Here is a 24781-nt window from a genome sequence, read left to right as displayed (position 1 = left end):
TAACACATGATCAGCTACTCAGCCCTTTCCCGCACAATCCGCCCATCCCGAACCTCATCCGCATACCCGGCCAGCTTGTCCTCGGCGGCCTGCAATACCTGGCACATCTTGAGCAACGCCCATGCGTCAGGCTCGTTACCGGCCAGGCTCAATCTCTCAGCAATACGCATGAGCTCAACCGCTGACCATTTCAAGTCCGACGCGGAACCTGTCAGATCGCGTCGAAGCTGCTGATTTGGTTTGTTCAGGCTCATGCCGCCTCCTATAAATCCTTTTCTTTAGGTAATCCGGGTTCACGATTTCAAGAGTAGCAACATTACCCACAATGGAAGGGCGAGTACCAAAGGCACCCCAATGAGCAAGACTAAACCCTGAACAAGGTATCTCCAGCGGTAGAGGCGGGTCCCTTGGGGTGCGTTCCTGGCGTCCTTCCAGAAATCCCAAAGGTCCAGAATCCTTAATAGCTCAAAAATATCACCGATGTTTGCACGCAATGCCAATTACTCCCTTTGGCTATGATGCGATATCCGCGCGTCGCGCTAGGATCACACCGGCTGCCCATTCCACACGTACAGCACGCGAGCCAGTATATGTGTGTCGTCGATCCGGATATCCTCTGGATCGTGGTGCTTGTTGTCTGAGATCATCTTGAATCGATCCTTGCCTTTCTTCTGCAGGCGCTTCACGTAAAGCATTTCGTCGTGCGAGAAGAGGTAGATCCCGTCTCCCGTGAATTCCCGGATCGTCACGTCGACCAGTAGGGGGTCGCGGTCTTTGATCGTCGGCGCCATCGACTGACCCCAGCCGGTGATCATCTTGAGGTGGAAGTGCTCCTTGAACGAGACGCCCATCTCGCGCAGATGTTTGGGGCTGACTCTGATGTCCTGGAGCATTTCGGGGTATTCGTGCGGGATCTGCCCGCCGCCCATCGCTGCGCGGACATCGTAGTGCGCGATCCACACTTCATCTCCGACTTGGCCTGGCCTGGAGAAGTCGACATTGATGACGTTGCTCGCAGCAACCATGGCAGTGTCTTCTACAGCAGCAGAGATGCGCTGCCTCGTTTCATCAGGCAAATTCTTTCCATGCTTCGCTAGCATTTGCCGAACCAGATCGGCAGAGGAGCCCGGAACACCATTAGGCTCCTCGGGGCTGTTCTCAGGCTCCGGCAAACCAATCAAAAGCTCGGACTTGTCTACACCCAAAGCCTTAGACATTGCTTCGATATCGGCAAACGACGGCTCGCGGCTGCCTGCTTCGTAGTTGCCGACTCTCGACTGAGATCTCCACCCGCAGGCATCTGCCAGCTGAGCTTGGGACATACCTGCATTCTGTCTGGCGCGCTTGATGCGCTTAGCTAATTCGTTCATGCGCGGGATTCAATCACGTATTGAAATACCCGGCTTTCACTTATTGTGATTGCTAATAACACGATACGTGTTTTATCCTGTGTTTAATTATGGAGGAACACCACATGAATCAAGTCCGAATGATCCGCGAGAGGGCTGGCGTAACTCAGGCAGCGCTGCGCCGGGCGCTCGGCTGGAATCAGTCCCGCCTAGCGAATTACGAGTCAGGCCTTCGCAGCCCAGGGCTTAGCGAGGCGCGCTTGATCGTGAACGCACTGAACGTACTCGGTGCGAAGTGCGTTCTCGACGAAGCCTTTCCTCCAGAAAAACAACCGTTAACAGCCGCTTAACCCCATTCCAACCACACAAGGAAGCCTTCGATGGCATACGACGATTCGCGCCACGTGAAAGACCGGGAGATTAAGTCCCGCTACGACGATGAGACCTATGAAGCGCTCAAGGCAGTGGCGCGTCTTCACAAACTGCAATTGGCCGTCTTCGTACGCATGTGCGTGGAAGAGAAGCTGGAAAGCATCGTTGAGCAGGATGTTACCGACAAACACCAAATGGCCTGAAGTCCCTGAAGGAGGCCAACGTGCCCGAAAACACGATCTGCCACGGGATCGACGGGAGGCTCTACGAAAAGCTTGAAAGGCTGGCAAAGGCTGCGGGTATGACCCCGGATGAGTACGCCACAAAGCTTGGAGCAGAGCGGATCTTCGAAAAGACCAGGCCCAAAGGAGTCGGAAAAATCCGACACCTGCCCACGACACGGCGTGACCCGCCGCAGGACTTAATAGGCCCTGAAAAAGGAGGGACTGATGAAGGCTCCCAATAGCAAAACCCGAATTGCAGGCACAAAAAAGCCCGGCGGCAACCGGGCTCTTTCAACTGCATTTGTAACAACTCTGTGAGGCCGATTATGCATACCTCTAATACCGATGTACAGGCCCTGAAGAATCCCGCGCCACATTTTTCGAATCACGAAAACGTGGCGCGAACTATGTCATCGCAGGAGATTGCCGATCTTGTCGGCTCCCGGCATGACAAGGTGAAGCAATCCATAGAAAGGCTGGCAGAGCGCGGCGCTATTCAACTTCCCCCAATGGGGGTAGTTAGAAATCACCTCGGCCAATCCGTTTCGGTCTTCCAAGTCAGCAAGCGCGATAGCTTCATTGTGGTTGCCCAGCTCAGCCCTGAATTCACCGCGGCTCTGGTTGATCGCTGGCAGGAGCTGGAGCAGCAAGTCGCTCAGCCCCGCGAACTCTCCACACTTGAAATCCTGCAGCTTGCCTTGGAATCTGAAAAGGCCAGGGTTCTGCTGACCATTCAAGTCGATCAACAAGCCACCAAGATCCACTCCCTGGAGAACCTGTTCAAGGAGGGCATGACTCATACCCAATTCTGCAAGGGCCTCAATGGGGTCAACGTGATGCAGGTTGGCAAGTATCTGGAAGGCCGGAGCTGGCTCTACAACGAGAGCAAATCCGGTACCCGTCACCGCGTGGGTTCCTATGCCCGCGACAAGTACATGACCGAGCACCAGCACGAAGTCACTCCGCACGGCAAAGAGTCCTTTGTTTCCTATACGCCCGTCCTGCTCAAGAAGGGTGCCGTCCGCTTGTACGACCTGTACCTAGCTGGTGAGCTGCCAATGAAGAAGACGTGGGACGGCCTCTTCACGCACGACAAGGCTTTGCGGGGTGCCGCGTGAGCATGACCCTCATGGTCGCCGCGATGAAGCTTCGCGTTGGCAATCCCCTGCGCAAGCTGGTGCTGATCAAGTTGGCCGATAATGCCAGCGATGTAGGTGAGTGCTGGCCTTCCTACCAGCATATCGCCGATCAGTGCGAGATCAGCAAGCGTTCAGTCATGAACCACATCACGGCGTTGTGTGCGACCGGACTACTTCGTAAAGAAATCCGGAAAGGTGGCCCGAAGGGGAACTCATCGAATGTTTACTTTCTGACCATCGATGGTGGTGCAACTCCTGCACCAGGGGTAGTGAATCAAGTTCATCAGGGTAGTGCAGGAGATTCACCCCCTAGTGCAGCAGATTCACTAGGGGGTAGTGCAGGAGGTGCACCCAGAACCAGTCACTCTTCTGAATCAGTCAATGAACCGGTCAATGAACCTATTGCAGCCCCGGCTTCCGCCAAGGCCGCGACTGGGCAGGTTGTCCCGTTCAGCCAGCAGCAGTCACGCGTTGAAATCCCTGCGGACATGCCCGGCCCCAAAGATCAGTCCTGCAAAACCTTCAAGACCTGGGCGAACTACGCCATGTCCTACCGCAAGCGCTACAAGGCGTGGCCGGTCTGGAATGCGAAGGTGGGAGGGCAGGTCGGGCTGTTGATTGGCCGTCTCGGTATCGACGTGGCTCACAGCGTGGCCGCGTACTACCTCGGCATCAACGACGCCCAACTCATCCGCAAATGCCACAGTCTCAACGAACTGCTGGCCAACGCTGAGGGCTACCACACCCAGTGGGTTACACAGACCCAAATGAACGGCCGGACAGCCCGCCAGCAGGAAGACACCCAGGCGAACATGAATGCGGCACAGGAAGCTGGTCGCAAGATTCGTGAGGGAGGGCCGCGCAATGCTTTCCTCTGACAAAGTTGCGGAACTGGCCGGTGCGATCTGCGCCACTGCTGAAACCCTCGGGCAGACGATCAGCGCGACTGCTGCTGAGCTGATGGCCGAAGACCTGTCTGTGTATCCGCCCGCCGATATCCGCAAAGCACTTCAGTCATGCCGCCGCGAACTGACCGGCCGCTTCACACTGGCTGCTGTGCTGCAGCGCATCGAAGCTGAGGATGGCCGTCCGGGCAAGGACGAAGCATGGGCGATCGCCATGACCACCAACGACGAATTCGAAACAGTGGTGCTCACTGACGAAATCCAGCTCGCCCTGGCCGCCGCTAAGCCTGTGCTCGATGCAGGCGACAAGATCGGCGCACGAATGGCGTTCATCAGCGCATACGAACGTCTGGTCAGTCAGGCCCGCGAGGATCACAAGGCGGTGAACTGGCATGCGTCTATCGGCTTTGACGCGAACCGCAGAGTTCAGGCCATCACCAAGGCCGTGCAGATGCAGCGCATTCCTCAGGAGCGCGGGCAGTTGTATCTGGTCGACCTAAACGTCGTACCGATCACCCAAGATGGACAAGCTATCGCAGGCCTCCTCACCGGGCAGGTGACACGGCCGAGCGCAAACGTCCGGGAAAGGCTCAAAGCGGTGAAGGACAGCATGGCCGAGATGAGCCGGGCGAGCGCTGAGCGCCGGACCGAATTGAAGATTCAAGCAGCCAATGACTTGGCTGACCGTCTCGCACTGCTCCAGCAGCAGGCCGCGGATTTGGAATTGAAGAGGGCTGCGCGATGACCGACAAGATCAGCGTCAACTGCCAGGCCAAACTGACCGAGGCAATCACCAGCCTGACCACCATGTTCCGCGACAAGCGTTTCGTGGTTGTGTCGATGCGCCCAGGCAAGGACCGCACACTGGATCAGAACGCACTCTGGTTCGCGATGTACAGGCGTATTTCCGAGATGACCCAGATCGGCGACCCCGCCGAGGCGCGCAAGTACTGCAAGCTGCACATCGGCGTGCAGATTCTGCTGAACGAGGACGCCGGGTTTCAGGCTGACTGGTATCGGGTCATGCGTCACCTGCCATACGAGGCGAAGCTGGACATGATGGGCGGGTGCCATTTGTTCGGGCCGGACGGGTTCCCAGTGACCAGCCTGTTCAACCGCGCGCAGGGCATCCAGTACACCGACCGCATCGTTGCGCACTTCACCCGTCACGGGGTTGTGTTCTCGGATCTGCTGGGCGAGGTAGCTGCATGAGACTCGCCATCAAAGAGCGCAAATCCAAGAACTGCAGAGTTGAACAGTGCGGGGCCTCATTCGTCCCGCAGCGACTCGGCCAAGCGGTATGCAGCCCAGCCTGCGCAATGATCGACGCACCGAGACACGCCCCAAAGGCTCGCAAGGCCTTGGCGGACGTCCAGCGCGCCGAGATCAAAGTCCGCAAGGAGAAGCTGAAGAGCAGGGCGGATCACCTCAAGGACACGCAGCAGGCTTTCAATGCCTGGGTTCGCGAGCGTGACGCATTGCTGCCATGCATCAGCTGCGGTCGTCACCACCAAGGGAAGTACGACGCCGGGCATTACCGGACAGTGGGCAGCAATCCCGCACTGCGCTTCGAGCCGCTGAATTGCCACAAGCAGTGCGTGCCATGCAACCAGCACAAGTCCGGAAACATCGTGGAGTACCGGATCAACCTGGTGCTGCGTATCGGCGCTGAAAAAGTGGAATGGCTGGAAGGGCCTCATGAGCCCCAGAAGTACACGATCGATGAGTTGAAGGCGCTGACCGCGCATTACCGGGCACTGACCAAAGAATTGAAACGGGGAGAGGCGGCATGAATTATCGGAACGTTGTAGCAGCAGTTGTCCGGGCGCTCGCCGCCGAAACCGTCAACGCAGCCAGTGGCGGCGATTTCGAGCCAAAGGTCCAGTGCGCGAAGCAGAAGGGCGCGATTGTCGGGAAGGAGGCTGCGCTACTGGCTGACTGCATCGTCCACAAGCTGCTCCACGCTCAGCTCACGCCGCGCCAATGGAATGCTCTGGTCGCCAAGTACAGCACCCACAAAGGTCGCAAGATCGATTCCATCGGCCGGCTGGTTCATGCAGTGAAAAGCCCAGCACCGCAGCGATTCACTCAGCAAGCCGTATTGGTCTGGGCGGTACCGCAACAGGTTAAGGGCATCCAGCGTCAGGTGCGCGAAGTCCCTGCACCCGAGCGGCGAACAGATGGAGCCGACACCGGAAAGTGGGATTGGCGCAACAGGGCAGCACAGGAAGCAGCCGATCGGGCCAACCGTCACGCAAGGACGACCGCTGACACACGCTCAGGCGAAATGATCGTGCTGGCAGCGTCCAACTACGACATGACCAATTGGGACAGCCAAGGGCTCACTGAGCGCACTTACCAGCGCTGGAACAAGGCGATCAAGGACAGTCTGGAGAGCGTCGTAAATGAGGCTTTGATGGAGGCTCAGCACATGCTTGAAGCGGCTGGGGTTCTGGATAGCGAGGCAGCATGAAAATAGTCCCTCAAAAGGGCTTGCAATATCATGTCGCCATGTCGCATTATTCACCCATCCTGTCCTTCCTGCGCACATGTGGGAATGACACGAAAAGCCCGGCCTAATCGCTGGGCTTTTTTGTGCTTCTCGCGGAGTTACTGATTCCGAATTGCCGATGCTGCTTTCGAAAAATGTTCGATTAAGAACCGGGAAGTGAAAATCAAATTAAAAAACCAAATTCCTAGGTCAACTATTTCTCGTCGCGAAGCTGACCCTTCACCTGTAGCAAATTTCGCGATAAAAACTATAGAAGCAACACAAATCACAATTTGTGTAATGGTCGCGATCGCTAACCAGAATTGAAGGCGTGCTTCCGCGGGGGTCACCACTAGCGCTAGTACAAATGCTAGCGCCGCGACTATGGCTCCTGTAATCCCCGCTACTTGATTCCAATATTCCATCAGGCGGCCTCAACCGAAATGGCCAGGCGCTTGCCTACGGAAGCAAGAGCTGCTTCTACCTGTTCCATCTTGGATGTATGCAGGAAGTCGACCAGCCGGTCGCCCTGTACCTGGTGCACGCCGAGAAGGCGGCGCAGATCTGCCTTGCGCATATCGCGTTCCATCATGGTGTTCCACAGCACAATCTTCGCCACGGTTACGGTAGGCAGGTACACGACGTGCTCGCCTTCCTGCGGCGGCGTCGCCTCTGGGATCGCCTTGCGCTCATCGACGTATAGAGACAGCGTTGATTCGATAGCGTCGAGCGCTTCTCGCTTCGCGTGCTCGATGTCGTCGCCATAGCTGTTCAGCTGCGGAAGATCGCGACAGAAGACGGCCAGCCCCAATTCACTGTCCTGCTCAAAACGGATTGCATAGTTGTACATGGTCACTCCTTGGAGGTGATCGCTCAGCATTCAGATGTGGTGAAGGGGCTCTCAGAGCCCCAGTTGTTTAATGATCGCCTTGCGGGTCGGTTCTGGCATTTCCTTGCTGCCGTGATCCGCGAAGGTGGTCCTGTTGCCGTTTGGGGCGGTGACTTTGAAGTGGCTTCCTTTGCCTGCTTCGAATGTCACCCCTTGGGCCTTCAACCATCGTCTGAACTCGCTGAACTTCATCACCTCGCCTCGTTGTTTGGATGACTCCATTCTACAACATATTTGTCTTAATACAACACAAATGTTTTATTTATTTGCTCCCTTGGCCGTTTCCCCACGGCCCTTTTATTCAGAGGTAAAGATGGACCCAACCGACCTCGGCTCAGGCACAGTCACCTGGCTGGGCGGTACTGGCACCGTATTGCTTGCTGGCTTCCTTTGGCTGCGCAAGTTCCTCTCTCGGGATGCAGCTGATCGGGCAATGGACAACGCCGATATCGGCACCGTCCGCCGGCTGAATGAGTTGCTCGACTCCGAGCGTGTTGCCCGCAAAGAGGCTGAGGCCCGCGCTGACCAATTCGCCAAGGAGCGTAACGAGCTCGCCGCAGCGGTCGGCGGAATGGAAGGGAAGATTGAAGCCCTCACCAGCCAGGTCGCTCAGCTCACTGACAAGGTAACGACGCAGAGCGAAGAAATCGCGCGGTTGCGAACCAAGTTGGGAGGAATCAACTGATGGACAGATGCTCAATGGAATTCATCGCCCGCCGCTGGTGGAGACGTATCGAGATCTGGGTCATTGCGATCTTGCTCGCTGCTGGGTCGTTCTCGATGGGCTTTCAGGTTTCTCAATGGGCCCTCGGCGACTGGTACACCAAACAAGTGGCAGAAGTGCGCCGCGGCTACGACGAAGCAACCGCTCAGCGCGACTTACGTCTGGGCAAGCTGGCCGACAAGACGCAAGAGGCTGCTGGGAAAGTAGAGGCAGCATCTGCCAGCGCCGTACAGGCCGCAGATACAGCGAGCCAAGCGGCCGACAAGGTCAATAAGGCGGTGGAGCGGGTTAGCCCGTAGCGCCACGTTTTCAGATGACGCCATTTCGTAGCGCGGAGTGCTTATGCCTCATCCGACATTCCATACCGCACAAGACGGTGGCGGCCCCAGAGTTGTTCGCGTCAATGGGAACGAGATCACTCACGTGCTGTGGTGCGACACCGAGGCTGGCTTGGTTGTGTTCGCGCCTCAGCCTGTTCGCATCAAGCGGCCCTGGTGTGATGAGGTCTACACCAGGCGGCTTAGTGGAAAGGTAACGGTAGAGCCGCTAAAAGTTGGCCGCTCATGACCAAGCGAAACTGATACGTGACAACCCCGGGCCACGGAACCTTCCCGATGATCCTGCTCAGTCAAGCCATGGATCACGCGTCTGCTCTGGCCTTTGCCCGGTCGATCTGGCCGCAATGCACAGTGGAGTAGCTGATGACCATCAAGAAGACGTTGATCCACTTCAACGACATCACACTGACGTTATCGGCTGGCGATCTCAAAGCTGCGCTCATTGCTAAGTACGGCGAGGACGCGGCGAAAGTCCTCGGTGAGGATGTGATTCTGCAGAGAGCTTGCTCCTCGGTATTCCAGCCAGAGGAGGGCGTCAAGTTCAGCTTTGCTCAGCCGTTGGAAGGCCACAACTAATGACCCTCAGCAGTTTTATCGCGGAAGCGTCAGTCTAAGAATGGCTAGTTATGAGTGGCTTATCGCCTTTAATCACCCATAATCACATCTCCATTCAACGGGGGTGTCAGGATGATTAAGCGTTTGACGAGAGACCAGCATAGCGCGCTCATGCGCGCGCAGTGGTCGTTGACAAAAGCGCAGTCTTGGGCGGTCGAAATGCAAGAGACTCTCCAGAGCTTCTTCGCTGAACCGCAGACAAAAGCTGCGCTGGGTGTTTCCTTTGTGGCAGGCGAAGGGTTAGGGGCCGAAATCTCCACGCTATTTGGAAGCGGCAGGGCCGTGGCCGTGAATGCGATCGTAAACGATCAGGTAGTGGTGCGTTACGTCTTCGAGAAGGCTATGAGCTTCGAAAATGGTACGCCCGGGCATGTAAAAGTCGCGGAGATTAGAATTGATGCGGAAGGCGTAATTACTGATGATAGTGGGCAAAAGCTAGCTGATTTAAATAGCCTGCACGACAGTCAGAGCTCATCCGCAGTCAAAGAGATGGGGCTTTCTGTGATCCACTCTTTATGCTCAAACGAACATTTTAGCGTCGTAGCTTAATAATCGACATTGCTAGAAAACCGGCCTAGAGCAAACTGCTCTAAGGTCGGTATTGCACGTACTACGATTGAAAATTCCCGCGAGATTAGGTGTTGTATGAGGAGACCTCAGCCCCTGCTGAATATGCTCGAATCTGCATCCCTTATTCTGGGCCCCGCCCCCGAAGTGTGGGAGTGGCTCCAAGCCGAGATCCTTGCCGACACCGGCAGCATCCACAACCCAGATCACGCTCACCTGATTGACGCAGACATCCGGGTGATGTGGGCATCGTCCAGTTACGGCAAGCAGGGGCGCACTGTCCTTGGTCAAGCTGAGCAGGTCATGTTCCGTGCAGGGGGATGGCAGAAAGCCCGGATGGAACAGCAGATGCGCGACTGGTTCGGGGATATACCGGCCTACATCATCACCCTGGCTGCTGACTATTGCGCTCAATGCTCGGATGAAGACTTCTGCGCACTGGTGGAGCACGAGCTTTATCACATCGCCCAGGCCAAAGATCAGTACGGCGCACCCAAGTTCACGCAGGAAGGTCTGCCCAAGCTTGAGATGCGCGGGCATGACGTCGAAGAGTTCGTCGGAGTGGTTCGCCGCTATGGTGCGAGCCCTGACGTTCAGGCTCTGGTGGATGCAGCAAACAAACCTGCTGAGGTGGGTAAATTGAACATTTCGAGGGCCTGCGGAACCTGTCTGCTCAGATCGGCCTGATATTTGACAGGCATTAGACGGAATCCAAAATATGGCAGCCCTGAAAAATGAGGTGAAGAGCTTCATCGTTCAGGCTTTGGCGTGCTTTGACACCCCCTCGCAAGTTGTAGAGAAGGTCAAACAAGAATTCAGTATTGAGATATCCCGCCAGCTTTGTGAGTCGCACGACCCAACGAAGCGTGCTGGTGTGAATCTCGCCGCCAAGTGGCAAACCCTGTTTCACGACACCCGCAAGCGATTCCGCGAAGAGACTGCGGAGATACCGATCGCCAATCGTGCGTTCCGGCTCCGAGCCATGAACCGGTTTGTAGAGAAGGCCGAGACGATGAAGAACATCGTGCTCGCTCTACAGATATTGGAGCAGGCAGCGAAAGAAGCGGGCGACATGTACGTCAACCGGCACCGGAAGGAAGAGTCTGGTGATGAGCCGGTGATTCCAAGCCGCATTCAGGTTGATGTGGTGGATGCGAGGAAGCCGAATGCCGAGCCTTAACGTTCCGCAGGCGACATTCCTACGCATGGAGCACAAGTTCCGGGCGTTTGTTGCGGGGTTTGGTTCAGGCAAGACATGGGTAGGGTGTTCAGCGCTAAGCAGGCACTTCATGGAGTGGCCAGGCGTCAACGCTGGTTACTTCGCACCGACTTACCCTCAGATCCGGGACATCTTCTATCCGACGATGGATGAAGTGGCTTACGACTGGGGGTTGAAGACCAAGATCAACCAGGCGAATCACGAAGTTCACATCTACAGCGGCCGACAGTATCGCGGCACTGTGATTTGCCGGTCGATGGAGAAGCCGCAGACGATTGTCGGTTTCAAGATCGGGCACGCCCTGGTCGATGAGCTGGACGTACTTACGGCAATCAAAGCCCAGCAGGCTTGGCGCAAGATCATTGCCCGGATGCGTTACAACGTGCCCGGGTTGAAGAACGGCGTGGATGTAACGACGACACCTGAGGGCTTCAAGTTCGTCTTTCTGCAATTCGTGAAGCAACTGCGCGACAAGCCTTCGCTGAATGAGATGTATGGTCTGGTGCAGGCCAGCACGTTCGACAACGAACTGAATCTGCCGGATGACTACATTCCATCACTGATGGAGTCGTACCCCGAGCAACTGATCAGAGCTTATCTGAACGGCCAGTTCGTAAACCTGACCTCTGGCTCGATCTACCACTCATACGACCGCAAGCTGAATCAGTGCGTTGACACAGTGCAGCCCGGCGAGCCGCTATTCATCGGGATGGACTTCAACGTCGGCAAGATGGCTGCAATCACCCACGTGAAGCGCGATAAAGGTATGCCCCGTGCGGTGGATGAACTCATGGATGGCTACGACACGCCAGACATGATCCGGCGCATCAAAGAACGCTACTGGGAGCACGACGGCAACAGCTTCAAGAAGACGTGCGAAATAAGGATTTATCCGGACGCATCGGGCGACTCACGCAAATCGGTGAACGCCAGCGTGACGGACATCGCCATGCTCAAGCAAGCGGGGTTCACGGTCATTGCTCCAGCGGCCAACCCTCCTGTGAAGGACCGCATCAACGCGATGAACGCCATGTTCTGCAATGCGCAGGGCGAGCGTCGTTACCTGGTCAACCCGTTCACGTGTCCGACGTACGCCGATGGCCTGGAACAACAGGTTTGGGCGGCCAATGGCGAGCCGGACAAATCACAAGGTAATGACCACGCTAACGACGGCGGCGGTTACTTCATCCATCGCGAGTACCCGATTATTAAACCGGTCACCTCTCTAAAACTGGGATACGCCCGATGAGCAACGACGTTTCCTTCAAGCGGCCCGAGTACATTGAGGCGCTGGACCGCTGGCTAACCGTTCGTGACGTCTGTGCGGGCCAGCACCGAGTGGTCGACCGGCTGCCGTACATAAACCGTCACGACAAGTCGGAAGAGAACATTGAGCGCAACAAGTCTTACCGCGAACGCGCGGTGTTCAAGAACGCTACCGGCCACACCCGAAATGGCTTGATCGGCCTAGCTTTCCACAAAGAGCCGACGCTGACCGTACCCAAGAATCTCGAATACCTGCAGGACAACGCCAACGGGGCAGGTGTGAGCATCTACCAGCAGTCGCAAGGCTCTTTGGAGAAGGTGCTAGAGGCGGGGCGGCATGGTCTGTTCGTGGACTTTCACGAAGACAGCGGCATAGGCGGGCATGCCGTCATCCTCACTTATTCAGCCGAGGACATCATCAACTGGCGCACCGGCATGGTCGGCGGGCATAACGTCCTGACTATGGTTGTGCTGCGTGAGATGCATGAAGAGCCTGATGGTTTCGGGCTGAAGTGCACTGAACAGTTCCGTGAGCTCGCGCTCGGGGAAGGTGGCAGCGAAGACGGCGGCCTCTATGTCTGCCGTGTGTGGCGTCGTAAAGGCGTGCGCGGCGGCGGCCCTCTTGAGGTTGTTGAAGAGTACCGGCCGGCCGGTAAGAAGGGGCGACTCAAAGAGATCCCGTTCACCTTCATCGGCGCTCAGAACAACGATCCGAGTATCGACGAGTCGCCACTCTACGATATCGCCATGATCAACCTCGGCCACTACCGTAACAGCGCGGACTATGAAGACAGCGTCTTCTGGTGTGGGCAGGCGCAACCGTGGATTAGCGGTGTTGATGATCAATGGCTTGAAATGGCCCGGAAAGAGGGCGTCTATGTCGGCTCTCGCGCTCCAATCCCTGTTCCTGCTGGTGAAACATTCGGTTTTGCCCAGCCGCAACCTAATACCCTCGTTAAAGAGGCCATGGCCGACAAGAACCAGATGATGATTGAGCTGGGCGCACGCATGGTCGTTGCTTCACTCGCTGCGAAGACCGCAACAGAATCCCGCGGTGATCAGTCAGCGTCGACGTCCGTGCTCGCTATCTGTGTTTCGAACATCAACGAGGCCTACACCCGGGCGTTGATGTGGTGTGGCGAGTTCATCGGCGCAACTGGCAAGACTGCCTACCTGGTTAATCAAGAGTTCGTGGAGCTGTCGGCTGATCCGCAGATGATCACCGCTCTGGTCCAATTGTGGCAAAGCGGCGGGTTCGCTAAGGCTGATCTGCGCGGCTACCTGCGCAAACTTGGTCTGATCGCACCGGAACGCACTGATCAGCAGATCGATAACGAGATTAGCGAACAGACCGATGGCCTCGGCCTCGATGACGAGGACTTGAACAATGGCCGCCAACCAAGCGCTGCTTGATGCAACGATTCGGCATGCGGTCTTTCTGGAGCGACTGAAAGCTGGGGAGGTGCAGAAGTTTGCACCGTTCCTCAAGGAGATCGACCGGTCGCTCCGGGATCGGCTGACCCAATCGGATATGACCAGCTACACCCGCAAGCGTCTGGAGAAGCTTCTCGACGAAGTAGACAGCCTGCTGCTTGGCATCTTCACCCGTTTCACCGATCAGCTCATGCTGGACCTGATTGACTTGGCTACTTATGAGGCCCAGTTCGAGGCAACCAGCCTAACGAAAGCCGCGCCCGTCGGTGTGAGCTTTGAGGCTGCTGTGCCGACAGCCACCGCGATCCGTACAGCGGTGCTGAGCAACCCGCTCAGTGTGCGTGGTACAGACGGTGGGAAGCTGCTCAAGCCATTCATCAAGGACTGGACGACTGCCGAGCGTAACCGCATCACAGGCGCGATTCGGCAGGGCTTCTTCGAGGGGCAGACTAACTTCCAGATCATCCAGAAGATTCGCGGCACAGCGGCGCTCAAGTATGCCGACGGCATCCTGGCTACGACTGACCGTAATGCATCGACGGTGGTTCGTACAGCCATCCAGCACGTAGCCAGCCAAGCCCGGATGGAAACGGCCAATGCGAACAGCGATGTGGTTCCTGAGATCGAGCTGGTTGCCACACTAGATAGCAAGACCAGCCAGGTATGCCGAAGCTTGGATAAGCGCCGGTTTCCGGTTAATTCGGGGCCTCGGCCGCCATTTCACCCAAATTGCCGTACCACCTTTGTGATGATCACGAAGTTCAGCGAGTTGTTCGCTCAAGGCGCAAACAGGGCATCCCAGAACGGACAGGTCAGTGCAGACCTCGACTATTACCACTGGCTTCAGCTTCAGCCAGCGGCGTTTCAGGATGTAGCCATTGGGCCGGTCCGGGGCAAGCTATTCCGTGAAGGCGGTCTGTCTGTGGGGCGCTTCGCGGAACTGCAGCTTGATCGCAACTTCGCGCCACTGACGCTTCAACAGATGAAAGCCCTTGAGCCACTGGCATTTCGGAGAGCGGAGTTGTTAATGTGATGGGTAAAACTAAGGAGCGGTGCCCATATATGATTTTCAATCTAACGATAGCCGAAGAGTATGAAGTGGTAATGAGGTTCCACCTGTACCGTTCAGCCATTGCCGCGAAAAATAATGCGAGAGCCGCGGCTATTCTCGTAGAGCTAGACGTCATTGTTCAAAAAGCTCTGAGCCAAGGCCGGTTGCCTGATGATGAACTGAACAAAATCATTCTATTTACCGGCCAGTATCCGGAACTAAAAGATATGGCTAGCAGAAAGGGATTAGGGTATTCGTCCATTATTAGTGAAGCGTATCCGCTGCGACCCTACAACGCAGATGTCGCCAAGTCTCTAGAGTTAATTTACTACTGATCGTGATTTTTCCAATAACCCGCTTCGGCGGGTTTTTTTATACCTGCAAAGTGGGCAAAACATACCCAAGGGGTGAATCAACGTGGCAGAAGAAAACGAAATCGACCTGGAAAACCCGGCAATCAAGGCCGCTATCGCGACTGCCGTTGAAGCATCCGTTTCGGGTTTGAAAACCAAGAACTCGGAACTGCTGGGTAAGCTGAAGGAAACATCCGGCAAACTGACCCAGTTCGAAACCCAGTTTGAAGGCATCGACATCGACGCCGTCAAAGGCCTACTCAGTCGTGCCGGGCAGGACGAAGAAACCAAGCTGCTGACAGAGGGCAAGGTGGATGAGGTCTTCAATAAGCGCACTGAGCGCCTGCGCGGCGATTACGACAAGCAGCTGAAGGCTGTGAGCGAGCGTGCATCGAAGGCAGAGGCGTTCGCCGCCAAGTTCCAAGGCAAAGTCCTCGGCGACTCGGTACGAGGCGCGGCTCTCAAGGCCGGTGCACTCCCCGAAGCAACAGACGACATCATCCTGCGCGCCAAAGGCGTGTTCTCGCTGAACGAAGAGGGCGAAGCAGTCGCTGTGGATGAGTCCGGCCAGACCATTTTCGGCAAAGACGGCAAGACCCCTCTGACCCCGCTCGAATGGGCGGAATCCCTGCGCGAAAGCGCACCTCACCTCTGGCCAAGGGCCTCAGGAACGAATGCCCCGGGCGGGGGTAGCGGCCAGGCTGCATTGAAGCGCTCCGAAATGTCAGCCACGCAAAAGCGCGACTACCAGCGCAAGCACGGCCAAACCGCATTCCTGCAATTGCCCAAGTAAGGGGATTCACCCATGGCTACAACTGTTAACAGCGATCTGATCATCTACAACGATGAAGCCCAGACCGCGTACCTCGAACGTGTTCAGGACAACCTGGACATCTTCAACGAATCGTCCAACGGCGCGATTATCCTCGACAACGAGCTGATCGAAGGCGACTTCCGCAAGCGTGCCTTCTACAAGCTGGCAGGCTCGCTTGATCACCGCGACGTCAACTCCGAAGCGAAGGTCGTTGCCAAGAAGATCAGCGCCGGTGAAGCAGTCGGTGTCAAAGCACCGTGGAAATACGGCCCGTACGAAACCACCGAGGAAGCTTTCAAGCGTCGCGGTCGTCCGGTAGAAGAGTTCTCCCAGATCATCGGTCAGGACGTGGCTGATGCAACGCTCGAAGGCTTCGTGCAATACGCAACCGCAGCCTTGCGCGCATCTATCGGCTCCAACCCGGGCATGGTGGTCGAGGCCAGCATCGAAACCGACGGCAAGAAGACGCTTACCCGTGGCATGCGCAAGTTCGGCGACAAATTCGGCCGTATCGCGTTGTGGGTCATGCATTCGTCCGCTTACTTCGACATCGTTGATGAAGCGATCACCAACAAAATCTACGAAGAAGCCGGTGTCGTGATCTACGGCGGTCTGCCTGGCACGCTGGGTAAGCCGGTGTTGGTCACCGACACCGCGCCGGTCGATGTCATCTTCGGTTTGCTGCCTAACGCAGTGACCATCACCGAGTCGCAAGCACCGGGCTTCCGTTCGTACGAAGTCAATGACCAAGAAAACCTCGGCATCGGCTATCGCGCTGAAGGCGTCGTCAACATCGACGTGCTGGGCTACAGCTGGAAGGAAACCGCCGGCGGCGCGAACCCGTCGCTCGCCGCTGTGGGCTCTTCGGCCAACTGGGCCAAGCACTCCACCAGCGACAAGGTCACTGCTGGCGTGATGATCGAACTCACTCCGGCTGCTTAAATCATCCGTACGGCGCGGCCAGCAATGGCCGCCAGGGAGAACATCATGGAACTCGTTTACAGTAACCAGCGCGGTGACTTCGATCCAAACAAGCGCTATCGCAACCCAGATCTTTTCCGGAACGTGGAGCGCGGCGTGACCAAAGTCACTGTGGTTGGCGACTATCCTGAGATTGTGGAGGCCTATAAGGCGCTCGAAATCGACGTAGAGGTCGAAACCCGTAAGACCCCGGTCAAGGGCAAGACAAAGGCCGCCGACAAAACTTCTGCGAAGTCGGGCAAGGGCCCGACCAAGCCTCAGTCTAATGGCACCCAGAACGATGGGACCGAGGACGAGCCGATCTACATCCCCAAGCTGGAAGCAGATAACCAGTGGATCATCATCACCCGTGACGGCCTGCGCTTCGGTGATTTCGCTGGCGATGAAGACGCCACAAAGGCAGAAGCTGACCGCCTGAACAACAAGGAATAACCCATGCTCATTGTCGAGGACGGTACCGGTAAGCCGGACGCCGAAAGCTACGCAACCGCTGAGGACTTGGTTCTCTATGCCATGAAGTTCGGTGTGGTGATTCCAGCCGACGCGGTTGCGCAGGAAGCGTTATTGCGCCGGGCCGCCTTGGCAATGGACGGGATGACATGGAAGGGCCGTAAATCCTCCGGCGATCAGGCATTGTCCTGGCCTCGTCGGGAGATTCGCCTTGATGGCGAGAACAAGCCGGAACGCTACCTACCGGCAAGAATTCAGTACGGCCAGATGGCTCTGGCCGCCGAGATCCATAAAGACGACATCGACCCAATCGACCAGCGCAAAGGCGCGGTGACGAAGGACAAGGTCGATGGGGCTGTCGAGCGTGAGTATGCGGTCATCAGCAGCACGAGCAAGCGACTGTTGCCCGCTGCGCCGGATCGACCGAGCGCTACGCAGTTCGCTGACTACCTGCTCAAGCGCGGGCTGTTTGCGGTGCGTGCATAATGGGCATGCAGATGAATGCGCAGGCTGATGCGGTGTCGAGTTAACAGGGATTTAGGGCGAGCAGGGCCTGATTTGGTCTACCTTCAGCCCCGGCAAAAAATGAATATCTCGGCATAGCTCTATCCGGAGATCAGTACCGGACATCTGCACCTTTCCAAGGCCCAGCCTACGCGCTGGGCTTCTCACATCTGGAGCCCTCATGGCCTTTTACGAAGAAATGGCCGTGATGGCTCTCGACCTCATCACCGAGTTCGGCCAGCCGGTCACCATCCGCGATGTTACGAAGGGTGTCTATGACCCGGGCAAGGGCGGCACGGCGCCGGACACCGTCACTGAGCGAACCGCCCAAGGCATCATGCTCGACTTCACTGGCGATGAGTTCCAGACCAATACCCTGATCAAGGTCGGCGACAAGAAGCTGAAGCTCGCAGCAAAGGGGCTGATTCAGCCACCGACACTGTTAAGCAAGGTCATCGTTCAGGGCCGCACCTGGTCAATCATTCCTCCACTGAAAGAGATCAACCCGGCCGGGACGCCTTTGCTCTATGAGCTGCAGGTGCGGGCATGAGTAAGTATGCAGGTCTCAGCGGCAGTTTTGCTGAGCAAATCGCCCAATTCGCAGAAGGCGCACGCCAGGCGATGGACGTTAGTTTCCGAGAAATTATTATCGAGCTGGGCGGCTCTCTGATTCGAATGTCTCCAGTCGGTAACCAGGAGCTTTGGGCCAGTAACGTGGCTTTCCGGGCCAAGAATACCCGCGCAGCAGACGACTACGATTTTAAGGTGGCGGTCCGCAACACCGTTATCAATCTGACCGACTCCAATTTCACGAAGTCAGGCAATCTTCGCAAGGGTGTTAAATATGCCAAGCCCTTGACGAAGACAGAGCGAGACCAGAACTACAACGTCAATGGGCTGGTCGCCGGAAAGGATTATGTCGGCGGTCGCTTTCGTGGCAACTGGCAGTTTTCTATCGAGGCTCCTGCAGACGAGACGCTCGATATCGTCGACCCGAGTGGAAGTATGTCTCTGGCCCTACTGAGGGGGCAGGTCGCTTCGCTCACTGCGGGCCAAACAGCCTACATCGTGAACAATCTGCCCTATGCCATCCCGCTGGAGTACGGCCATAGCAGCCAGGCTCCGTCGGGCATGGTCCGCGTAACGGTCGCTCGCTTCCAGCAGATCGTGGCCGAGGCCATCAGGAACAACCAGGTATGAGCCACAAAATTATCCGCTCTCTGTTTGAGTTGCGCCTCGCCGCGTGGGCTGCCGAGCGCGAACTGCGCGTCTCTTATCAGGGCGTGAACTTCACGCCGACATCCGACGAGACCTACCTGAGCGCCTTTATGCTCCCGGCCGGGACCGGCACCAACACGCTGTCAGGCGATCACCGGGTCTACACCGGCGTATTCCAGATCAACGTGGTGACGCCAGTCGGTAACGGAACCGGCGATGCCGAGGGCTTGGTTGATGAACTGGCTGAGCTGTTTCCGGCTTTCCTCAGGCTCAAGCGTGACGACTTCGAGGTAATGGTGCTGACGCCGGTCGAGCCTGGCCCGCCAATCACTGGCGACACGACGCTTACCGTCTCGGCCTCGTTCCAGTATCGATCTGACACCAACTAATTCGCCCGTTGGGCAACCCTGAACCCGCCATTGAGCGGGTTTTTTCATTTCTGAAAAGAGGAAACACCAATGGCGTTCAAGCTCCCCAACGGCGCGATCATGGAAATCGCTTCGGTATTCAGCGCTGCCGTGCTGGCCACTGCCATCAGCAACGCAGCGCCCGCTGTGGTTCAGGCGGCTGGCCATGACCTGGAAGATGGCGACATCATCGTCGTGACCTCCGGCTGGACTCGTCTGAATGATCGTGTGGCGCGCGTTGACGCTGCGCTGACTGACTCGTTCGCACTGGAAGGCATCGACACCACCAAGACCAATGTCTACACAGCTAGTGCCGGTGTTGGCTCCGTTCGCACCGTCAGTGCCTGGGCTCAAATTGCCCAGATCACCGAAGTGGCCACCAGCGGCGGCGACCAGCAGTTCACGACCTTCGGCTTCCTTGAAGACGATGACGACCGTCAGCTGCCAACCACCAAGTCGCCGATCAGCATGACCATCACCGTCGCGGATGACCCGCTGCTACCGTATGTGCCGATCTGCGAGAGCGCTGACGAGGATAAGGAATCTCGCGTGGTCCGGCTGAAGCTGCCGAATGGCTCCGAGATTTACTACAACGCGTATGTGTCGATCACGTCGACGCCCTCGCTGTCTCGCAACAACATCATGACCCGCACCATCACCCTGTCTTTGGCCTCGCGCCCGACTCGTTATCAGGCGGCGGCGTAACCCATGGCGAAGATCAAGATTGCTCAGACTCCGACCTTCACGGCGAAGGTCGGCATTCCGCGTGTAGGTGGCGAGCCTGTTCAGGTGGAGTTCACCTTCGCTTATCTGAATCGCCTGGAGTTGTCGGCCCTGTTCGACAAGTGGAACCTGGCTCGGGACGCTCATGCCGTCAAGGTCAAGGAGGAGGGCATGTCGTGGCAGGAGGCAACGGCTTCCGAGATCGCATTGCAGGTTTCCCAGATCAAGGAAATCGTCACTGGTTGGGCCTTCGACGACAAGTTCGACGATGAGTCCATTACTGCTCTGGTCACCACTTGCGTCGGCGCGCCTCAGGCAGTGCTGGAGGCTTATCAGGGTGCGTACAACCCGGCCCGACTGGGAAACTGACGCAGGCGGCCCGGGTACTGTATGAACCCGGACCGTCGGAGGCAGAGCTCGCGGCCTTCGGACTTACAAAGGCTGACATTCCCGATGTTGAATTCGAGGTATGGCCGGACATCTGGCCTGCCTTTCTCCTGTTCGAGGCAATGTCCACGCAATGGCGCGTCGGTATGGGTGGGCCCATCGGCCTGGACTACACCGCAATCCCCGCCATAGCTCAACTGTTGGGCATGAAGAAAACCGACACCACCAAAGCATTCCAGGACATTCGTGTCATGGAGGCTGAAGCCATGCTCGTTATGAGCGAATCGAAGTAACGGAGCGCGCATGACTACGATTGCTGAACTCGGTATCAGGGTCGATTCGACCGATGCCGCGCAGGCGAGCTCTGACCTCGACAAGCTCACGGCGGCAGGCGGACGTGCGGAGAAGGCTGCCGAAGGTGTAGCCAAAGGCGCTGAAAAGGCCACGACGTCGATCAAGAAGCAAAAGGATGAGCTGGCCGATCTGTTGGGGGAGATTGACCCGACGGTAAAAGCGCTGGGCCGCCTGGATGAGCTGGAGACAAAGCTCGCCAAGCACAAAGGCGTCGGGCTGGATGCCGCAACGTTCAGCGAATACCAGGCGAAGATCGATCAGTCCAGGGCGAACCTTGGACGTTTTGACGACAGCCTGACCCGCACCGGCAACACCGCCAAGCAAACCGCCGCTGCTCTACGTGGCGTCCCGGCGCAGTTCACTGATATCGCGGTATCGCTGCAAGGTGGCCAGGCTCCGCTGACTGTGTTCCTGCAGCAGGGCGGACAGCTAAAGGACATGTTCGGCGGCGCTGTACCGGCTGCAAAAGCCTTGGGAGGCTACGTCCTCGGCTTGGTCAACCCGTTCACTGTCGCTGCGGCCGCGATGGGCGTGTTGGCGCTGGCTTACTACCAGGGCAGCGAAGAGCAGGATAAATTCCGCGATGCGCTGGTCATGACTGGCAATTCGGCCGGCACGACTACCTCATCGCTGGCAGGTATGGCGAAGCAGGTCAGTGCTACGGTGGGTACCACAGTTGCTGCTGCCGCAGTTCTCGCGCAGTTGGCTGGGTCTGGAAAGATTGTCAGCAGCAGCTTTGAAGAAATCGCCGTAGCCTCTCTGGCATTCGAGAAGGCTACCGGAAAGGCTGCATCCGAGACGGTCGCAGAGTTCGCCAAGCTGGCAGATGATCCGGTCAAAGCCGTCGTTGCGTTGAATGACAAGTACAACTTTCTCACCGCGGCGGTATTCACTCAGATCCGCGCTTTGCAGGAGCAGGGCGATACCTTGGGCGCTCAGCAGGTTGCGGAGGGTGCCTATGCTGATGCGCTGGTTGAGCGCGCCGGAACCATCACCAACAATCTGGGCGCGGTTGAGTCCGCATGGGCGGCGGTAAAGAGCGGCGCTAAAGGTGCATGGGACGCCATCCTCGACATTGGTCGAGAAGACACATTCGACGAGAAGTTCGACAAACTGGCTGACCGTCTGGCCACGCTTCGAAACGCTCAAAGCAATCCGCTCATCTTGGGAGATAACCCTGACCTCGGCATGCTTGGTCGTGGCGAATCAGGTGCTCAGAGCGATGTAACTGCGCTGCTGCAAAAGGAAGTCGACGACCAGGCCAAGGCCCGACAGCAGATGTTCGATGCACTGAACATCCGTGAAGGGACGAAGGCCTATGAATCGCTCCAGAAGAATCTCGATTCTACTGCGTCCAAATCCACGAAGCTGACGAAGGCGCTGCAGGACAACCAGCGTGAAATCGCCCAGGCGCGCAAGGCAGGCTTCCAGATAACAGCCGAACAGGAAGCGGCGCTGGAAAAGCAGACCCGCGACAAATTCAAGGAAACCAAGAAGGGCGGCACCAAGGCTGTAGACCTGACGGGCTTCAACGACGCCCAGAACCAACTAAAGTCAGTTTCCAGCTATTACCAAAACATCCAGAAGGAACTGGATTCAGCCCAAAAGGCTGGGCTGGTGTCGGCTGAGTCGTACAGCAAACAGCGCGTCGCTCTGGTTGAGCAGGAGCGGGTAGAGGTTGCGGCGGCATACGAGGCTGAGATTACAGCTCTTGAAGCCGTTCGGGCGAAGTCCACTACATCCGCTGCGCAGCGCATCCAGATCGACCAGAAGATCGCTGATGCGCGCACCAGCTTGGTCAAGGCTCAGCAGGATTCTGAAACCCAGCTTGAAGTACTCGCTAATGCCGAAACCGGGCGGATCGAGAAGCAGAAGCTTGCAATCAGCAGCTACACCGACGCACTCAACCAGCAAAACGTCGCCTTGCAACGTGCAGGGCAACGGGCCGCGGCTGGCGTGGGGCAGGGTGATCGCCAGGCGTCTTTGACCGGTTCGCTAAACGGCATCGAGGACCGGGCCAACCAGCAGCGCCTGGACTTGGCTCGTGACAAGGCCGACAAGTCGCGCAACATGAGCGCCGAGGAATATCAGGCCAAGCTGGACGCAATCAACCGCAGCGAGAAGGATCTTGCCGAGACCACGCTTCGCAACTACGAGCAGATGTCGGCAGCGCAGAGTGACTGGCGTAATGGTGCAACGTCCGCCTTTAGCAATTACCTGGAGTCGGCGCGAGATGTGGCAGGGCAGACAAGAAGCCTGTTCAGCAATGCCTTCACAGGTATGGAAGACGCGATCGTTAACTTCGCCATTAGCGGTAAGTCATCGTTTTCCGACCTCACCAAATCTATCTTGGCCGACATGGCCCGGATTGCTACGCGGCAGGCCAGCTCTGCACTGCTGAGCTCGCTTGTCGGTGCGGGAGTCAGTTATTTCACTGGCAGCGGTGGCAATGGGCTTGATGCTGGGTCAGCGGGTGCAACCTCGTCGAACCTTGGTGCCACACAAGAAGGCTACTCCAGCACATACATAAGCGGCGCAAGGGCGGCAGGCGGGCCGGTTGGTCCAAGCTCCTTGTACCAAGTGAATGAACTTGGCCCCGAACTCTACAACGAGGGCGGAAAGTCATATTTGATGACTGGCGCAAACGGCGGGAGCGTCACGCCGCTGACGTATGGAGGCGGCGCGGGGTTATCGGCAATGTCTGGCGGTGGTGCAGGCAGTACCCAGATCAATGTTGAGGTTCATATCGACGGCGATGGGAACGCAACATCATCGTCTGACGCGCCTGGCTATGAGCTGTTCGGCAAAGAGTTAGCGACGTTTGTTGAGCAGAAGTACCAGCAGTTGCGAAACGTCGATATGCGCCAAGGCGGCGTGATCAGCAATGCAATTAAGGGGCGCTGATGGCAATCGAACGATTCACTTGGGCTACAGAGAAGGGTGCGGATGGCGATATCACCCAGCGCGTCCGGACTAAGCAGTTCGGCGATGGATATGCGCAGTCGGTTGAGGATGGAATCAACAACCAGTCCGAGTCTTGGCCGGTCGTCTTCACCGGCATGAAGGCTCGGATATTGGAGATCAGGAAGTTCCTTGATAGCCACAAGGGTGCAAAGGGATTCCTCTGGACGCCGCCTCTCGGTGTGCTGGGCCTCTACAAATGCACTGGCTATAAGCCTGTGCACCGAGGCGGCCAGGTCTACGCCATCACCGCCACCTTTGAACAAACCTTCCACCCCTGAGTAAACCGCCCATGACACTGATCACGGACATCCAGAAGCTGGAGCCCGGTGGCGAAATTCGCCTATTTGAAATAGATGGGACTGAGTACGGCGCGGATTACCTGCGGTTTCATGGACACGCGATTCCGCACACGCCCGAAGAGCTGCTGGCCTATGAGAAATCGGACGAGGATCTGCCAGCCAAGTCCATATGGTGGCAGGGCGAGGAATACGCCGCATGGCCGGTCCAGATCGACGGGATTTCTTCCAGCAGTGATGGTACGGCGGCGCGGCCGACATTCGCTGCGGGAAACATCAATGGCCGCGTCACAGCGCTGTGTCTGGCCTTCGACGACCTTCTCAAGTTCAAGCTGACTGTGCGCGAGACGCTTGCGCAGTACCTGGACGCCGCCAATTTCCTCGACGGCAACCCGACTGCTGATCCGACTCAGGAGGCGCTGGAAATCTGGTACATCGACCAGAAAACCAGCGAGGACGGCGAGGCCGTGACCTGGGAGCTTTCGTCTCCCGGCGAGATCGACAGTCATGGACTTCCGGGGCGACAGATGACGACGTTTTGCCACTGGGCAATGACAAACGGTTATCGCGGCCCCGACTGTGGATACACCGGCCAGGCCATGTTCGACGACGAAGACAACCCTACTGACGATCCCTCGAAGGACGAGTGCAAAGGGTGTTTGTCGTCTTGCAAGTTGCGCTTCGGCGAGAACAACGAGCTTTCATTCGGCGGCTTCCCGGCCGTATCACTCATCGCGCGGAGTTAAC

36 protein-coding genes are annotated in these 24781 nt (G+C 57.2%); 32 read left to right on the top strand and 4 right to left on the bottom strand.

Translation table 11 applies throughout. The features are described 5' to 3' along the window. Positions 1-14: 14 nt before the first annotated feature. Positions 15-254 carry a hypothetical protein gene (locus CKW31_RS08315; RefSeq protein WP_095093874.1) on the bottom strand — a complete coding sequence of 80 codons (240 nt, stop codon included), beginning with the start codon at positions 252-254 and terminating at the stop codon, positions 15-17. Between the two features lie 291 nt (positions 255-545). Next, positions 546-1370, bottom strand: a complete 825-nt coding sequence (locus CKW31_RS08305) for an XRE family transcriptional regulator (RefSeq protein WP_095093872.1) — start codon at positions 1368-1370, stop codon at positions 546-548. A 104-nt stretch (positions 1371-1474) separates the two neighbouring features. On the opposite strand from CKW31_RS08305, the gene CKW31_RS08300 reads away from it, so the two are divergent. The 9 genes from CKW31_RS08300 (at position 1475) to CKW31_RS08260 (ending at position 6462) form a co-directional block, all read left to right on the top strand. Beyond that, complete coding sequence (locus CKW31_RS08300; RefSeq protein WP_095093871.1) at positions 1475-1699, top strand: helix-turn-helix transcriptional regulator; 225 nt, start codon at positions 1475-1477, stop codon at positions 1697-1699. A gap of 30 nt (positions 1700-1729) precedes the next feature. Continuing rightward, complete coding sequence (locus CKW31_RS08295; RefSeq protein ID WP_095093870.1) at positions 1730-1924, top strand: hypothetical protein; 195 nt, start codon at positions 1730-1732, stop codon at positions 1922-1924. Positions 1925-1944: 20 nt separating this feature from the next. Then, the gene (locus CKW31_RS08290; protein WP_095093869.1) at positions 1945-2187 is read left to right on the top strand and encodes a hypothetical protein; all 243 of its coding nucleotides are present in this window, start codon (positions 1945-1947) and stop codon (positions 2185-2187) included. Between the two features lie 84 nt (positions 2188-2271). After that, complete coding sequence (locus CKW31_RS08285) at positions 2272-3063, top strand: Rha family transcriptional regulator (protein WP_256582525.1); 792 nt, start codon at positions 2272-2274, stop codon at positions 3061-3063. After that, the gene (locus CKW31_RS08280) at positions 3060-3962 is read left to right on the top strand and encodes a helix-turn-helix domain-containing protein (RefSeq protein WP_095093867.1); all 903 of its coding nucleotides are present in this window, start codon (positions 3060-3062) and stop codon (positions 3960-3962) included. Before CKW31_RS08285 ends, CKW31_RS08280 begins: the two co-directional genes overlap by 4 nt. Next, complete coding sequence (locus CKW31_RS08275) at positions 3949-4734, top strand: hypothetical protein (RefSeq protein ID WP_095093866.1); 786 nt, start codon at positions 3949-3951, stop codon at positions 4732-4734. Before CKW31_RS08280 ends, CKW31_RS08275 begins: the two co-directional genes overlap by 14 nt. Beyond that, positions 4731-5201, top strand: coding sequence for a hypothetical protein (locus CKW31_RS08270; RefSeq protein ID WP_095093865.1), 471 nt, complete (start codon positions 4731-4733; stop codon positions 5199-5201). Before CKW31_RS08275 ends, CKW31_RS08270 begins: the two co-directional genes overlap by 4 nt. After that, positions 5198-5782, top strand: coding sequence for a recombination protein NinG (locus CKW31_RS08265; protein ID WP_095093864.1), 585 nt, complete (start codon positions 5198-5200; stop codon positions 5780-5782). The genes CKW31_RS08270 and CKW31_RS08265 overlap by 4 nt, the downstream gene beginning before the upstream one ends. Beyond that, positions 5779-6462: a hypothetical protein gene (locus tag CKW31_RS08260; RefSeq protein ID WP_095093863.1), complete on the top strand. Its 684-nt coding sequence runs from the start codon at positions 5779-5781 to the stop codon at positions 6460-6462. The genes CKW31_RS08265 and CKW31_RS08260 overlap by 4 nt, the downstream gene beginning before the upstream one ends. Positions 6463-6904: 442 nt before the next feature. On the opposite strand, the gene CKW31_RS08250 is transcribed toward CKW31_RS08260, so the two are convergent. Together CKW31_RS08250 and CKW31_RS08245 are read right to left on the bottom strand one after the other, a co-directional pair. Beyond that, the gene (locus tag CKW31_RS08250; protein ID WP_095093861.1) at positions 6905-7330 is read right to left on the bottom strand and encodes a type II toxin-antitoxin system HicB family antitoxin; all 426 of its coding nucleotides are present in this window, start codon (positions 7328-7330) and stop codon (positions 6905-6907) included. Between the two features lie 51 nt (positions 7331-7381). Further along, positions 7382-7561 carry a type II toxin-antitoxin system HicA family toxin gene (locus CKW31_RS08245; protein ID WP_038413159.1) on the bottom strand — a complete coding sequence of 60 codons (180 nt, stop codon included), beginning with the start codon at positions 7559-7561 and terminating at the stop codon, positions 7382-7384. Between the two features lie 121 nt (positions 7562-7682). Here CKW31_RS08245 and CKW31_RS08240 point away from each other — a divergent pair, with 121 nt between their 5' ends. The 23 genes from CKW31_RS08240 (at position 7683) to CKW31_RS08125 (ending at position 24780) form a co-directional block, all read left to right on the top strand. Further along, positions 7683-8054: a chemotaxis protein gene (locus CKW31_RS08240; RefSeq protein WP_095093860.1), complete on the top strand. Its 372-nt coding sequence runs from the start codon at positions 7683-7685 to the stop codon at positions 8052-8054. Continuing rightward, positions 8054-8392 (top strand): hypothetical protein, encoded by a 339-nt coding sequence (locus tag CKW31_RS08235; protein WP_095093859.1) that lies wholly within the window; start codon positions 8054-8056, stop codon positions 8390-8392. The genes CKW31_RS08240 and CKW31_RS08235 overlap by 1 nt, the downstream gene beginning before the upstream one ends. A 402-nt stretch (positions 8393-8794) precedes the next feature. After that, a complete protein-coding gene (locus CKW31_RS08225; RefSeq protein ID WP_095093857.1) occupies positions 8795-9007 on the top strand; it encodes a hypothetical protein in 213 nt (70 codons plus the stop codon). A gap of 111 nt (positions 9008-9118) precedes the next feature. Beyond that, positions 9119-9595 (top strand): hypothetical protein, encoded by a 477-nt coding sequence (locus CKW31_RS08220; RefSeq protein WP_095093856.1) that lies wholly within the window; start codon positions 9119-9121, stop codon positions 9593-9595. A gap of 96 nt (positions 9596-9691) precedes the next feature. Further along, positions 9692-10300: a putative metallopeptidase gene (locus tag CKW31_RS08215; RefSeq protein WP_095093855.1), complete on the top strand. Its 609-nt coding sequence runs from the start codon at positions 9692-9694 to the stop codon at positions 10298-10300. A gap of 31 nt (positions 10301-10331) precedes the next feature. Continuing rightward, a complete protein-coding gene (locus tag CKW31_RS08210) occupies positions 10332-10793 on the top strand; it encodes a DUF2280 domain-containing protein (protein WP_095093854.1) in 462 nt (153 codons plus the stop codon). Then, a complete protein-coding gene (locus CKW31_RS08205) occupies positions 10780-12081 on the top strand; it encodes a terminase large subunit domain-containing protein (RefSeq protein WP_095093853.1) in 1302 nt (433 codons plus the stop codon). Before CKW31_RS08210 ends, CKW31_RS08205 begins: the two co-directional genes overlap by 14 nt. Next, the gene (locus tag CKW31_RS08200) at positions 12078-13511 is read left to right on the top strand and encodes a DUF4055 domain-containing protein (RefSeq protein ID WP_095093852.1); all 1434 of its coding nucleotides are present in this window, start codon (positions 12078-12080) and stop codon (positions 13509-13511) included. Before CKW31_RS08205 ends, CKW31_RS08200 begins: the two co-directional genes overlap by 4 nt. Continuing rightward, positions 13486-14565 carry a minor capsid protein gene (locus tag CKW31_RS08195; protein WP_095093851.1) on the top strand — a complete coding sequence of 360 codons (1080 nt, stop codon included), beginning with the start codon at positions 13486-13488 and terminating at the stop codon, positions 14563-14565. Before CKW31_RS08200 ends, CKW31_RS08195 begins: the two co-directional genes overlap by 26 nt. A 29-nt stretch (positions 14566-14594) precedes the next feature. After that, positions 14595-14918: a hypothetical protein gene (locus CKW31_RS08190; protein WP_095093850.1), complete on the top strand. Its 324-nt coding sequence runs from the start codon at positions 14595-14597 to the stop codon at positions 14916-14918. 82 nt (positions 14919-15000) lie between these two features. Next, positions 15001-15729: a hypothetical protein gene (locus CKW31_RS08185; protein WP_095093849.1), complete on the top strand. Its 729-nt coding sequence runs from the start codon at positions 15001-15003 to the stop codon at positions 15727-15729. Between the two features lie 12 nt (positions 15730-15741). Further along, on the top strand, positions 15742-16692 hold the full coding sequence (locus tag CKW31_RS08180) for a major capsid protein (RefSeq protein ID WP_095093848.1): 951 nt from the start codon (positions 15742-15744) through the stop codon (positions 16690-16692). Positions 16693-16737: 45 nt separating this feature from the next. After that, positions 16738-17163 carry a CTP synthase gene (locus CKW31_RS08175; RefSeq protein ID WP_256582524.1) on the top strand — a complete coding sequence of 142 codons (426 nt, stop codon included), beginning with the start codon at positions 16738-16740 and terminating at the stop codon, positions 17161-17163. A 3-nt stretch (positions 17164-17166) separates the two neighbouring features. Beyond that, positions 17167-17667 (top strand): DnaT-like ssDNA-binding protein, encoded by a 501-nt coding sequence (locus CKW31_RS08170; RefSeq protein ID WP_095093846.1) that lies wholly within the window; start codon positions 17167-17169, stop codon positions 17665-17667. Between the two features lie 199 nt (positions 17668-17866). Then, complete coding sequence (locus CKW31_RS08165) at positions 17867-18235, top strand: hypothetical protein (RefSeq protein WP_095093845.1); 369 nt, start codon at positions 17867-17869, stop codon at positions 18233-18235. Beyond that, a complete protein-coding gene (locus CKW31_RS08160) occupies positions 18232-18885 on the top strand; it encodes a hypothetical protein (RefSeq protein WP_095093844.1) in 654 nt (217 codons plus the stop codon). Before CKW31_RS08165 ends, CKW31_RS08160 begins: the two co-directional genes overlap by 4 nt. Next, positions 18882-19292, top strand: a complete 411-nt coding sequence (locus CKW31_RS08155) for a phage tail terminator-like protein (RefSeq protein ID WP_095093843.1) — start codon at positions 18882-18884, stop codon at positions 19290-19292. The genes CKW31_RS08160 and CKW31_RS08155 overlap by 4 nt, the downstream gene beginning before the upstream one ends. A gap of 69 nt (positions 19293-19361) precedes the next feature. Continuing rightward, positions 19362-20015 (top strand): phage tail protein, encoded by a 654-nt coding sequence (locus CKW31_RS08150; RefSeq protein WP_095093842.1) that lies wholly within the window; start codon positions 19362-19364, stop codon positions 20013-20015. Positions 20016-20018: 3 nt separating this feature from the next. Then, a complete protein-coding gene (locus CKW31_RS08145) occupies positions 20019-20402 on the top strand; it encodes a phage tail assembly chaperone (protein ID WP_095093841.1) in 384 nt (127 codons plus the stop codon). Further along, positions 20330-20713, top strand: a complete 384-nt coding sequence (locus CKW31_RS08140; RefSeq protein WP_371856704.1) for a DUF1799 domain-containing protein — start codon at positions 20330-20332, stop codon at positions 20711-20713. Before CKW31_RS08145 ends, CKW31_RS08140 begins: the two co-directional genes overlap by 73 nt. Positions 20714-20723: 10 nt before the next feature. Continuing rightward, the gene (locus CKW31_RS08135) at positions 20724-23678 is read left to right on the top strand and encodes a phage tail tape measure protein (protein WP_095093840.1); all 2955 of its coding nucleotides are present in this window, start codon (positions 20724-20726) and stop codon (positions 23676-23678) included. After that, complete coding sequence (locus tag CKW31_RS08130) at positions 23678-24016, top strand: phage tail protein (RefSeq protein WP_095093839.1); 339 nt, start codon at positions 23678-23680, stop codon at positions 24014-24016. The genes CKW31_RS08135 and CKW31_RS08130 overlap by 1 nt, the downstream gene beginning before the upstream one ends. An 11-nt stretch (positions 24017-24027) precedes the next feature. Further along, a complete protein-coding gene (locus tag CKW31_RS08125) occupies positions 24028-24780 on the top strand; it encodes a phage minor tail protein L (protein ID WP_095093838.1) in 753 nt (250 codons plus the stop codon). Position 24781 lies beyond the last annotated feature (1 nt).

Origin of the sequence: Pseudomonas sp. Irchel 3A5 (assembly GCF_900187575.1) — a bacterium.
Classification (GTDB): Bacteria; Pseudomonadota; Gammaproteobacteria; order Pseudomonadales; family Pseudomonadaceae; genus Aquipseudomonas; species Aquipseudomonas folii.
The sequence above is the reverse complement of the archived record's forward strand: the minus strand, read 5'-3'. Positions and strand labels throughout refer to the sequence as shown.